This window comes from Pseudomonas sp. LS44, assembly GCF_024730785.1.
GTDB lineage: Bacteria > Pseudomonadota > Gammaproteobacteria > Pseudomonadales > Pseudomonadaceae > Aquipseudomonas.
In genome coordinates, this window is sequence record NZ_CP102830.1 from 777140 (window position 1) to 789702 (window position 12563).

The 12563-nt window shown below is 62.0% G+C and carries 9 protein-coding genes and 2 pseudogenes; 10 read left to right on the forward strand and 1 reads right to left on the reverse strand.

Annotated features, from left to right (window positions below):
• Window positions 1-12 precede the first annotated feature (12 nt).
• Genes NVV93_RS03425 through NVV93_RS03435 form a run of 3 tightly spaced genes read left to right on the forward strand, consistent with a single transcriptional unit; the run spans window position 13 to window position 2848 of the window.
• Entirely contained in the window at window positions 13-1623 is a 1611-nt protein-coding gene (locus NVV93_RS03425; RefSeq protein ID WP_258253062.1) for a ShlB/FhaC/HecB family hemolysin secretion/activation protein, read from the forward strand.
• 31 nt (window positions 1624-1654) lie between these two features.
• Entirely contained in the window at window positions 1655-2398 is a 744-nt protein-coding gene (locus tag NVV93_RS03430) for a SapC family protein (RefSeq protein ID WP_258253063.1), read from the forward strand.
• A gap of 60 nt (window positions 2399-2458) precedes the next feature.
• Window positions 2459-2848, forward strand: coding sequence for an RNA-binding S4 domain-containing protein (locus NVV93_RS03435; protein ID WP_258254276.1), 390 nt, complete (start codon window positions 2459-2461; stop codon window positions 2846-2848).
• Between the two features lie 82 nt (window positions 2849-2930).
• Here the strand turns inward: NVV93_RS03435 and NVV93_RS03440 are convergent.
• Window positions 2931-3128: pseudogene (locus NVV93_RS03440) on the reverse strand (phosphoesterase); the annotation flags it as partial.
• Window positions 3129-3305: 177 nt separating this feature from the next.
• On the opposite strand from NVV93_RS03440, the gene NVV93_RS03445 reads away from it, so the two are divergent.
• From NVV93_RS03445 to NVV93_RS03475, 7 genes and pseudogenes are all read left to right on the forward strand, one after another.
• Window positions 3306-3935, forward strand: a complete 630-nt coding sequence (locus tag NVV93_RS03445) for an FMN-binding negative transcriptional regulator (RefSeq protein WP_258253064.1) — start codon at window positions 3306-3308, stop codon at window positions 3933-3935.
• Window positions 3936-3983: 48 nt separating this feature from the next.
• Window positions 3984-4628 (forward strand): triacylglycerol lipase, encoded by a 645-nt coding sequence (locus NVV93_RS03450; RefSeq protein WP_258253065.1) that lies wholly within the window; start codon window positions 3984-3986, stop codon window positions 4626-4628.
• Window positions 4629-4679: 51 nt separating this feature from the next.
• The gene (locus NVV93_RS03455; RefSeq protein ID WP_258253066.1) at window positions 4680-5444 is read left to right on the forward strand and encodes an alpha/beta hydrolase; all 765 of its coding nucleotides are present in this window, start codon (window positions 4680-4682) and stop codon (window positions 5442-5444) included.
• A 58-nt stretch (window positions 5445-5502) separates the two neighbouring features.
• Window positions 5503-5921, forward strand: a pseudogene (locus NVV93_RS03460) (DUF1801 domain-containing protein).
• A gap of 382 nt (window positions 5922-6303) precedes the next feature.
• On the forward strand, window positions 6304-8454 hold the full coding sequence (gene katG / locus NVV93_RS03465; RefSeq protein ID WP_258253067.1) for a catalase/peroxidase HPI: 2151 nt from the start codon (window positions 6304-6306) through the stop codon (window positions 8452-8454).
• 248 nt (window positions 8455-8702) lie between these two features.
• Window positions 8703-9815 (forward strand): DUF1615 domain-containing protein, encoded by a 1113-nt coding sequence (locus tag NVV93_RS03470; protein WP_309137383.1) that lies wholly within the window; start codon window positions 8703-8705, stop codon window positions 9813-9815.
• Between the two features lie 69 nt (window positions 9816-9884).
• Window positions 9885-12245 (forward strand): DNA polymerase II, encoded by a 2361-nt coding sequence (locus NVV93_RS03475; protein WP_258254278.1) that lies wholly within the window; start codon window positions 9885-9887, stop codon window positions 12243-12245.
• The last annotated feature ends 318 nt before the right edge of the window (window positions 12246-12563 follow it).

Genomic DNA, 12563 nt, shown 5'->3' on the forward strand with positions numbered 1-12563 from the left:
AGCGTTCCGACGATGCTTGGGTTGTTCATTGCGGGGCTGGCGAATGCCGCACCGAGCCTGCCTCCGGGGTTGCCGGGGCAGGCCGATCCGAACCTGCAACGCGAGCAGATCGAGCAGATCCAGCGTCAGCGCGAAATCGACGAGCGCGCTCGCCGCCAGCAGATTCCGGCGCTCAAGGGCGAGGCGGCGGGCACGCAGCAGTTGCCCGAGGGAGAAGAGCGCTTCGTGCTCAAGGGTATCCACTTCAACCCTTCGAGCTTCATCGAACAGGCGGAACTGGAAGCGATGGCGCGGCCCTATCTTGGGCACGAGATCAGTTTTGCCGATCTCAACGCCTTGCTGCGCGAGATCAATCAGCGCTACGAGAAAGCCGGGCACCTCACCGCGCGCGCGGTGATCCCGCCGCAGAACCTGGACAACGGCGTGCTCAGCGTGGTGCTGGTGGAGGCCAAGGTCGATCAGGTGCAGTGGATCGGCGGCGAGCGGCGAGTGGACGACGACTTCTACGCCGCGCGCCTGCCGGTCAACGCCGGGGAGACGCTCGACAGCACGGCGCTGATCAGCGCCATCCAGCGTTTCAACGCGACCACGCCAGGGCCGCAGGTCAGCGCCAGCCTGGCGCCGGGAGCGAAGTTCGGTACCTCGCGGGTCGATTTGCAGGCCTTCGAGCCCGACGCGCTGCAGTGGGCAGTGTTCGTCAACAATTACGGCAACGAAAGCTCCGGGCGCGAGCAGTATGGCGGCAGCCTGACCTGGTTCTCGCCCACCGGGGTGGCCGATGCGCTCAACGCCGTGGTGGTCGCCACCTCCGCCTCGCAGTACGGCAGCCTGCGCTACAGCCGTCCGGTGAACCGCTATAACGGCGTGGCCTACATCGAGGCCGGGGCCAACAGCATGGAGGTCGAGAACGGCCCGTATCGGGCGCTGAACATCGATGGCGACTCGCAGACCTATGGGATCGGCTACGACCATCCCTACTGGCTCGACGAGTCCTGGGTGTTGCTCGGTGGTGTGGGCTACAACCACCAGAACTCCACCACCAGCATCGATGGTTTCGACCTGAGCGATGCCAACACCGACGAGGTCTTCCTCAAGGGGCAAGTCGAGTATCGCGCGGCGCCCTGGTACCTGCGTTACGAACAACGCCTGCGCCAGGCCTCGGCGGATAACGCGATCAGCAGCGAGAGCGGCAACTATCAGTTGACCAACGGCGACGGCTACCTGAGTCGGATGCTGGGCGAGCGTCATGAGATCGTGGGTCGCTTCGGTTGGCAGTACGCCAGCGACAGCCAGAGCCTGCCGTCCAGCCTGCTCTACCAGTTCGGCGGCATCAGCAGCGTGCGCGGCTATGATCCCGGAGTGATCGCCTCGCCCCAGGGAGCGACCGTCAACCTGGAGGGCTACTGGCATTACAGTCCGATGTGGCAGCCGTTTGTCTTCTTCGACTACGGACGAGCCATGGACCTAGGCACTTCCGACATCGACCTGCAGAGCGTCGGGGTTGGCTTGAACTTCAACTGGGGACGGCATCTGAGCTTCAGCGTGGTTGCGGCGAACACGCTCAAGGATGTCGTTCCCGATCAGGACAGTGGCCAGGTACTGGCCCAGCTGATCATTCGCTGATCTACCCACCGACTTATCGGAGATACCCGTAATGACGACCATGCTGCTGTACAAGGACATCAAGGCCCTCAACCGCGATGAGCACAAGGCCCTCAGGCTCAAGCCGGTGGAAAACTGCGAGTTCGCCGCCGGGGCACACCTCGTGCCGCTGGCCGGGTTGGAGTTCTTCCAGGCCGCGCGACACTACCCGATCGTCTTCATCGGCGAAGGCGAACAGGCCACGCCGATCGCCCTGCTCGGCCTGCAGGACGGCCACAACGCCTTCCTCGACGACGGCCAGAAGTGGTTGGCCAATACCTACGTGCCAGCCTTCGTCAGACGCTATCCCTTTGTGTTGGCGCAGGATGATGCGCAGAACCTGACGGTCTGCATCGACGCCGCCTATCCCGGCTGGAACCAGGAGGAGGGGCGCGAGCTGTTCACTGGCGAAGGCGGCAACAGCGGCTACCTTGAGGAAATGATCCAGTTCCTGCAAAACTTCACTGCCGAGATGCAGCGTACCCGTGAACTGGTGACCACGCTCAACGACCTGCAACTGCTCAGCCCGCGCAGCCTGCAATTGGCTCACGGCAGCGGCGAGACCTTCGTTCTGCGCGACTTCCTCATGATCGACGAGGAGAAGTTCGCTGCTCTCAGCGATGAGCAGGTACTGGCGCTGCACCGCAAGGGCTTCCTGGGCTGGATCTACGCGCACCTGATGTCGCTGGGCAATGCCAACCAGCTGTTCGAGCGCTTCCTCAGCGAGCGTCGTGATCAGCCCGCCGAACAGGCCTGATCGGCACAGCGGCCACCTGCGTTTACACTGACGCTTCCGCAACGAGGGGAAGTGTCGAGTGTGAGCGACAACGACGACAAGGTGCGCCTGGACAAGTGGCTATGGGCAGCGCGCTTCTACAAGACCCGTGCGCTGGCCAAGGAGGCCATCGAGGGCGGTAAGGTGCATTGCCGGGGTGAGCGCTGCAAACCGGGCAAAGAACCGAAGATCGGCGAAGAGTATGTGCTGCGCACCGGCTTCGACGAACGCACCGTGATGGTGAAGGCCCTGTCGGTGGTCCGCCGTGGCGCTCCCGAGGCGCAGATGCTTTACGAGGAAACCCAGGACAGCCTGAAGCGCCGTGAAGATGCGGCGGCGATGCGCAAGGCCGGTGCGCTCGGCGTGCAGACGGACGGCAAGCCAAGCAAGAAGCAGCGTCGCCAACTGTTCAGTTTCCGCGACCAGGGCTGACGTGTTCATTGGGTCCCCGCATTCGCGGGGATGACATGCTCTTGTAGGGGCGTGCTATGCGCATGATCGCTCCTACATCGGCTCAGGCCGAAATCACACTCAACCGGTTAAGCAACGGCACCTTCTCCAGCAGATCGAACAGCGGTCGGGTTAGGCGCACCAGCCACTTGCTGCTCCAGGCGGCAAAAGGCGTGAAGCAGCCCCAGGCCAGCGCCGTCCTGGCCCAGTGCGCGCCTGTCACCAGACGCGGCAGCATGAACAGCAGGGCCCGCGTGCCGACAGCGCTTCTGAGTGAGGCGATCTGGTCTCATCGTCGGATGTCTGCTGTTTTTTGGTCCTTCATGACCGGCGGCTTCTGACTGTGGCGAACATCCGGTGGTAACTTGCGCTTAAAGCCAACTGACGGATTTGACGCCGGAATGTATGAGGCCTGCCTCACCTTGCAGCGGAGACTCGTATGTATATACCGCAACACTTCATGGAAACCCGCCCCAGCGAGCTGCATCGCCTTATCGCGGACCATCCGCTGGGGATTCTGGTGACCCAAAGTTCCGGTCTGCTCGATGCGGACCACATCCCCTTCGAACTGGACACCACGGTCGGGGAAAAAGGCCTAATCCGTGCCCATGTCGCCCGTGCCAATCCACTGTGGACGCATGCCGACGGGGAGGAGGTTCTGGTGATCTTCCGCGGCAACGAGGCCTATATTTCCCCGAATTGGTACCCGAGCAAGCATGAACTCCATCGGCAGGTGCCGACCTGGAATTACCAGGTCGTGCATGTGCGGGGCAAATTGACGGTCAGGGACGACGAGCGCTTCGTTCGCGGGCTGGTCGGCAGGCTCACCAAAGTCCATGAAGCGAGTGAAGAGCGGCCGTGGCGGATGGCCGATTCCAGTAAGGAGTTCATCGCGCAGATGCTCGCTGCAATCGTTGGCGTGGAGATTGAGATCACTGAAATCGTCGGCAAATGGAAGCTGAGCCAGAACAAGGAGTCTCGCGACGTCCTGTCAGCAGCCGACAAGCTTGAAACGCTGGGGGGCGACGAACTGGCCAGTGCCATGGTCAACGTATTGCGCAACAGCTGATGGATAATCCGGCTGTTAGCTAAGAGTCAGGCCTTTGGAGAAAAAATCATGCAGGCGCTTTTCGTCCACGGAATGGGGCGTTCACCGCTGTCGGGCTGGCCGCTGCTCTGGCAATTGAAGCGCGCCGGCCTGAAGACCAGCACCTATGGCTACAGCGTTAGTCTGGAGGACTTCGCAGGAATCAAAGCTCGACTTGTCTCAACAATCTCGGCGCTAGCGGAGCTCGGGGACTATGTGCTGATCGGGCATTCCTTGGGCGGTGTCTTGCTCAGGGCCGCTGTGAATGGCTTACCACCAGGAGTCCGGTCGCCTCATCACGTGTTTCTGTTGGGCTCACCGCTTCAGCCGACACTTTTGGCGCAGAGGCTTGGTACAAATCCGATTTACCGGACACTCACCCGAGATTGCGGTCAACTGCTCGGGTCGGTAACTCGGATGGCTGAGATAGGCCCGGTATCAGCGCCAACAACCGGTATTGCGGGCGTTCGTGGCCTGTCAGGGAAACGCAGCCCGTTTAGTGGTGAGCTAAATGACGGAGTGGTATCAATTTCCGAGGTGAGCGCTGAGTGGCTTACCGATCAAGTGCGAGTTCCAAGCGTTCATACGCTCCTGCCATCTAGCAAGCGGGTGGGTGACATCATCCTGGAGCGGGTGGCGCGCCATGACGAAAAGGGTGGCAGGTTTATCTCTTGATGACTGAGCCGTGCTTCACTTCGACTACTGTCGCCAGCGGGTAGTCAGCCGATGTCGCGAACCTTGGTTTCCCTCGCCGCTTTCGCTGCCGTCTTGTACCTGGCAGCCTGCGCCGCGCTGTTCGTGTTTCAACGCGCACTCATCTACTACCCGCAACCACGCGCGATTGGCACGCCTGAAACTCTGCTTAAACTGTCGGCAGCCGACGCGGAGGTGTGGGTATCCGTCAGGCCGCATGCCGGCCAAAAAGCGTTGATCTACTTCGGCGGAAATGCTGAGGATGTGTCGCAAAACCTGCCCTCGTTTTCGCAGGCTTTTCCGGAGCACGCGATCTACTTGCTGCACTACAGAGGCTACGGTGGCAGTTCGGGATCGCCGTCCGAGGAGTCGATTCAGCGTGATGCCGTGGCCCTGTTTGACCAAGTCCATGCCGCCCATCCGCAGATTGCGCTGGTCGGTAGAAGCCTGGGTACGGGCGTCGCCATTCGTCTTGCGAGCCAACGGCCGGCAGCACGCCTGATCCTGATTTCGCCCTATAACAGCCTGCAAGATCTCGCCGTAAAGCAATTTCCCTATTTCCCGGTGAAATGGCTGCTGCGGGACAAGTTCGAATCCTGGAAATACGCCTCGCGCATCCAGGTGCCGACGCTGTTGATCGTGGCGGAGCACGATGAAGTCATTCCGCGTGCTAGCACGGAGCTGCTGTATACGCGCTTCGCTACTGGCGTGGCCTCGCTCCAGGTCATACCGGGCGCGGGTCACAACTCGATCTCCGAGAGCCCGCAGTACCTACGGTTGCTAGGTGCGGCGTTGTGAGGCAACGAACGCTGAAGCGCGTTAGCGATAGTTAAATTGCGGGCAAGCGGCTACCACCATGAACAAGCAGGGAATCGACTCAAACGCAGAAGAGTGCGGCTCTGCTTCTCAGCTAATAGATGCGCGAATCAAGGCGCTGAGCGGCTGGCGGGGCTAGACACTCGCGCAGATCCGCACGCTGATCAAGCAGGTCGACCCCGCCGTGGTCGAGGAATGGAAGTAGTGGGTTCAGGTGTGGTCGCACGCGGGAATCATCTGCACCGGCGAGACGTACAAAAATGCCGTGAAGATGACCTATGTCAAGGGCGCGTTGTTGGAGGCCCCTTCGAGCTTGTTCAGCGCCAGCCTCGACGGTAATGTCAGACACGGGCCATTGATTTTCATGAGGGCGACAGGATCGCTGAAATGGCCTTGAAGGCGCTTATTCGCGTGGCCGTGCTACTCAACACGGCCGCTCTCAGGGGGCAGAGCGCTTGAGGGCACCGGGTGGCGGCGGCTGCATGGATTCTTCGCCGAAACCTGCCACGGTCTCGGCCACAGTCGACGGTCAACTCCCCGGTCTAAGGGGGCAGCTAACAGAGCTAGACTATCGACCTGCCACGCACTTTCTATTAGCACTCTTGCGAATCGCGTTTAGGCTTGGTCTAGCGTGGACCCGGTCCGGCACTGCGCATCGGATGAGGAAAAAGATGAGTCTTTGCTACACCCGTGTAACACCGCGCCGGCAACCTACTTGCCGATCCTCAGCGCAACCGTGCGGCTGGCCCGCACCCTAGGCCCCCGAGTTCGCTGATCGGTGTTCGCAGCGCACACCAGACTGGATAGCTGGATGAATACAACCAAAGAAGGTAGAGACAACATGTCGACTGAATCGAAATGCCCGTTTAATCACGTCGCTGGCGGCGGCACCACGAACCGCGACTGGTGGCCGAACCAGCTGCGTGTTGACCTGCTGAACCAGCACTCTGAAAAATCCAACCCGTTGAGCGAGAAGTTCAACTACGCCGAAGAGTTCAAGAAGCTCGACTACAAGGCGCTCAAGGCGGATCTGGTCAGGCTGATGACCGACAGCCAGGACTGGTGGCCGGCGGACTTCGGCCACTACGGCCCGCAGATAATTCGTATGGCCTGGCACGCCACCGGTACCTATCGCACCACAGACGGTCGCGGCGGCGGTGGTCGCGGCCAGCAACGCTTCGCTCCGCTGAATTCCTGGCCGGACAACGTCAATATCGACAAGACCCGCCGTCTACTCTGGCCGGTCAAGCAGAAGTACGGCCAGAGTATCTCCTGGGCCGACCTACTGGTGCTCGCCGGTAACGTGGCGCTGGAGTCCATGGGTTTTCGCACCTTCGGCTTTGGCGCCGGTCGTGAAGACGTGTGGGAGCCGGACCTGGACCTGAATTGGGGGGCCGAGATCACCTGGCTGGGCGTGGATCCGAAGCGTGTTGCCGATGACCGCGAGTTGACTCCGCCGTTCGGTGCCACCCATATGGGGCTGATATATGTGAATCCTGAGGGGCCGAACGCCAGCGGCGACTATATGCTCGCGGCCAAGGACATCCGCGCCACCTTCGGGCGCATGGCCATGAACGACGAGGAAACCGTCGCTCTGATCGCCGGCGGCCACACCTTCGGCAAGACCCACGGCGCCGCGCCGGAGTCGCACAAGGGGCCCGAGCCCGAAGCCGCGCCGATCGAGGCCCAGGGCCTGGGCTGGATCAGCGACTTCGGCAGCGGTCACGGCAAGGACACCGTTAGCAGCGGCATCGAGGTCACCTGGACCAAGACCCCGACGCTGTGGAGCAACAACTTCTTCGAGAACCTGTTCAAGTACGAGTGGGAGCTGACCACCTCGCCGGCCGGTGCCAAGCAGTGGGTGGCAAAGGATGCGCCGGAAATCATTCCCGATGCGCATGTGCCCGGCAAGTTCCACAAGCCGACCATGCTGACTACCGACCTGACCCTGCGTTTCGACCCCGAGTTCGGCAAGATCTCCAAGCACTTCCGGGACGATCCGCAGGCCTTCGCCGATGCTTTCGCACGTGCCTGGTACAAGCTGACCCATCGCGACATGGGACCGAAGGCACGCTACCTTGGCCCGGAAGTGTCGAAGGAAGACCTGATCTGGCAGGACCCGCTGCCCGCCGCCACCCATAACCCCAGCGCTGCCGATATCGCCGACCTCAAGGCCAGGATCGCCGCTTCCGGGCTTTCGGTGGGTGATCTGGTCTCGGTAGCCTGGGCCTCGGCCTCGACCTTCCGCGGCGGCGACAAGCGTGGCGGCGCCAATGGCGCTCGTCTGGCCCTGGCGCCGCAGAAGGACTGGGAGGTCAACCGACGCGCCATCAAGGCCCTGCCCAAGCTCGTGGAGATCCAGAAGGCTTCCGGCAAGGCTTCTCTGGCAGACGTGATAGTGCTGGCTGGCAACGTGGGTGTGGAGCAGGCCGCCAAGGCCGCCGGGGTAAGCGTGGATGTGCCTTTCGCGCCGGGGCGGATCGATGCCCGTCAGGATCAGACCGATGTCGAATCCTTTGGCGTGCTCAAGCCCGTCGCCGACGGCTTCCGTAACTACCGCAAGGGCGAGCTCGGTGTTTCGACCGAGTCCATGCTGGTGGATAAGGCGCAGTTGCTGACCCTGACCGCGCCCGAGCTTACCGTGCTGATCGGCGGCCTGCGGGTGCTGGGCGCCAACCACGATGGCAGCCAGCACGGCGTGCTAACCGACAAGGTCGGCGAGCTGAGCAATGACTTCTTCGTCAACCTGCTGGACATGGGGATCGAGTGGAAGCCGGTGGATAGCAAGGCGGAAGTGTTCGAAGGCAAGGATTGCAAGAGCGGCAAGGTGAAATTCACCGGCACCCGCAACGATCTGATCTTCGGCTCCAACTCGGTGCTGCGCGCCTATGCCGAGGTCTACGCCAGCACCGACGGCAAGGCGAAGCTGGTCAAGGACTTCGTCGCCGCCTGGACCAAGGTGATGAACCTTGATCGCTTTGACCTTGCATGATGTGAACGCTGGATAGGTAGTCCAGTCGGGGGTGTTGCGAACGTTTGAAGTGTTCGCCGACGCCCGTTGAAAACACATAGCGCCTCCCTCGGGAGGCGTTATGCGTTCTGACGCGATTTCGCCGCGGTGCCGGTAACCCAATGGTTGTAGCGCGACAGATCGGGTTGCCCCAGCGGGCGCTTGCGGTTATTCATGCTGGCATGGAATCGACTTGCAGCTCTGATCGTCCCTTCATTGCCCTCGAGGATGTGTCCTTCTCGTGGGAGCGCCTGCGTCGCTGCACTCTTGGGCCGTTGGCAGTCCTGTTGGTGCTTGCTGGATGCGGCACGCAACGGCCGCAACCGCTCGAGCGCAGTCCGGACGAGGTGCGCGCCGAGCTGCTGCGCTTGCTACCGGGGCAAACCGCCGATCGCCAAGGCTGGGCCACCGATATCTACGTGGCCTTTGCCACGCAGCACATCGCGCCGACCACCGAGAATCTCTGCGCTGTGCTGGCGGTGGCTGAGCAGGAATCGACCTTTCAGAGCGACCCGCAAGTGCCGGGTCTGGCCAAGATCGCCCGCGCGGAAATCGATCGCCGCGCCGCCGCGCTGCACATCCCCAATTTCCTGGTTGGCACGGCACTGCGTCTCGACTCGCCGACCGGCAAGACTTATAGCCAGAGGCTGAGCAAGGTGCGTAGCGAGCGCGAGCTCAGTGCGATTTTCGATGATTTCATTGGCATGGTGCCGATGGGCGGCCAGCTATTCGGCGGCCTCAATCCCGTGCATACCGGCGGGCCGATGCAGGTGAGCATCGCCTTCGCTGAGGCTCATGCGCAGGATTATCCGTATCCGCGCGACGGCTCGATCCGCCAGGAGGTGTTCAGTCGGCGCGGCGGCCTGTACTTCGGCATCGCCCATCTGCTCGGTTATCCGGCCAACTACCCGCAACCGCTGTACCGTTTCGCCGATTTCAACGCCGGCTGGTACGCCAGTCGCAACGCCGCGTTCCAGCATGCGTTGAGCCGTGTTTCGGGAATTCCGCTGGCGCTCGATGGCGACTTGGTCGTGCATGGCTCAAGCCGCTTGGGGCAGACCGAGCTGGCGGTGCGCGCGCTCGGCCAGCGGTTGGATATGAGCCATGGCGCGATTCGCCGGGCGCTGCTGCAAGGCGACAGTCTGGAGTTCGAGGACAGCAAGCTCTACGCGCGTGTGTTTGCCCTGGCCGATGCCAACGAACGCAAGCCATTGCCGCGGGCGATGCTGCCGGGTATCACCCTGAAAAGTCCGAAGATCACCCGCAAGCTGACCACCGCCTGGTTCGCCCAGCGAGTCGACGAGCGTTGGCAGCGCTGCATGACACGCGCTGCGAAAGGCTGAGCCTGGCCAGCAGACGTTGGCGTGGCCACGTAGAATCGCGGCGTGAAAGAGATTCTCGAGATGACAGCGGTGCAACTCCAGCAGGGTTTCGTTTTATCCCGGCATTGGCGCGACACGTCCACCGGCACTGAAGTCGAGTTCTGGCTGGCGACCGACCAGGGGCCGCAGCTGATTCGCCTGCCACATCAACCCTCGGTGGCGTTCATTCCCGCCGAGCAGCGCGACTGGGTCGAACCGCTGCTGCGCGGTGAGCGCGATGTCGAGCTGCGGCCGTTGGGTCTTCGCGATTTTCATCAGCGGCCGGTGCTCGGCCTGTATTGCCAGCAGCACCGCCAGTTGATGCGCATCGACAAGCTGCTGAGGAAGGCTGGCCTCGACGTCTACGAGGCCGACATCCGTCCGCCGGAACGCTATCTGATGGAGCGCTTCATCACTGCGCCGGTAGCGTTCAGTGGCACACCAGACGCCAGCGGCGTGCTGCTCGATGCGCAGCTGAAGCCCGCCCCGGACTATCGCCCGCCGCTGAAATTGGTCTCCCTGGATATCGAAACCACCGCCCACGGCGAGCTGTATTCGATTGCCCTGGAAGGCTGCGGCGAGCGTCAGGTGTATATGCTCGGGCCGCCGAACAAGAGTGATACGGTCGATTTCCAGCTCGACTACTGCGACACCCGTGGCGAGCTGCTCGAGCGGCTCAACGACTGGCTGGCCCGGCATGATCCCGATGCGATCATCGGCTGGAACCTGGTGCAATTCGATCTGCGCGTCTTGCATGAGCATGCCCAGCGCCTGCAGGTGCCGTTGCGGCTCGGGCGCGGTGGCGATGTGATGGGTTGGCGCGAGCATGGTTCGCGCAACAACCACTACTTCGCGGCCGCTGCCGGGCGGTTGATCATCGACGGCATCGAGGCACTGCGTTCGGCGTTCTGGAGTTTTTCCTCGTTCAGCCTGGAAAACGTCGCGCGCGTGTTGCTCGGTGAGGGCAAGTCGATCGATAACCCGTACCAGCGGATGGACGAAATCGACCGCATGTTCGCCGAAGACAAGCCGGCGCTGGCGCGTTACAACCTCAAGGACTGCGAGCTGGTGACGCGGATCTTCGCCAAGACCGAGCTGCTGACTTTCCTGCTCGAACGCGCCAGCGTCACCGGGCTGCCCGCCGATCGCAGCGGCGGTTCGGTGGCGGCGTTCACCCATCTGTATATGCCGTTGATGCACCGCCAGGGGTTCGTCGCCCCCAATCTCGGCGAGCGGCCGCCGCAGGCCAGCCCTGGCGGCTTTGTCATGAACTCGCGTCCGGGTCTGTACGACTCGGTGCTGGTGCTCGACTACAAGAGCCTGTATCCGTCGATCATCCGCACTTTTCTCATCGACCCGGTGGGGTTGGTGGAAGGTTTACGTCAACCGGATGACAGTCACTCGGTAGCGGGATTTCTCGGCGCGTGGTTCTCGCGGACGCGGCATTGTCTGCCGACCATCGTCGAGCGCCTCTGGCAAGGTCGCGAAGCGGCCAAGCGTGAGCGCAACCAGCCGCTGTCGCAGGCGCTGAAGATCATCATGAACGCCTTCTACGGCGTGCTCGGTTCCAGCGGTTGTCGCTTTTTCGATCCGCGCTTGGCCTCGTCCATCACTCTGCGCGGTCACGAGATCATGCGCCGGACCCGCGAGCTGATCGAAGCCCAGGGCTATGCGGTGATCTATGGCGACACCGACTCGACCTTCGTGTGGCTCGGCCGCGCCCATGCACAGGCTGACGCGGCGCGGATCGGGCGGATGCTGGTGGAGCGCGTCAATCAGTGGTGGCGCGAGCATCTGCACGCCGAGTTCGGACTGCAGAGCGCCCTCGAGTTGCAGTTCGAGACGCATTTTCTGCGCTTTCTGATGCCGACCATTCGTGGGGCGGAGGAGGGCAGCAAAAAGCGCTATGCGGGACTGGTCAGCGGCGCGGACGGCAATGCGGAAATGGTCTTCAAGGGGCTGGAAACCGTGCGCACCGATTGGTCGCCGCTGGCTCAACAGTTTCAACAGGAGCTGTACCGGCGCGTGTTCAATCGGCTGCCGCATCAGGACTACGTTCGTGAGTTCGTGCGGCGTACCCTGGCGGGTGAGCTGGATGATCTGCTGATCTATCGCAAGCGCCTGCGCCGGCCGCTGGACGATTATCAGCGCAATGTGCCGCCGCATGTGCGGGCGGCGCGCCTTGCCGACCAGCACAACGAGCGTCTGGGCCGGCCGTTGCAATATCAGAACGGTGGCAGGATCAGCTATGTGATCACCCTCGCCGGGCCGCAGCCGTTGGAAACGCGCCGTGCCGCGATCGATTACGATCACTACCTCACTCGCCAGCTGCAGCCGGTGGCCGATGCAATTCTGCCGTTCGTGGATGATGATTTCGCGGCGCTGATCGATCGACAGATCGGCTTGTTCTAAGCGCTCGGCTGGTCAGAAGCACACATTATTCTTTGTAATTCATCGTTCTGGCGCCAAGAAAGAAACGGTCTAAAAAAGCCCATCCAGAACGTCTCACTTTTTGCTAACGTAAGGGTGTAGGTGAACACGCAGACTGATGCGCAATTGGATAGCAAGGAAACGAGGGGCACGTTCCCAAGGGTACACGGCTGAGTGACTCAGGCCCCGATTGCCGTGTGAAGCAGAAGAGCATGTACTCTTCTCGTCAGACTCCTGATAAACCTTGTAAGCCGGAGACCAGCACCGGCCACCTACTCTCTCCACCAACAAGCCCGCGAA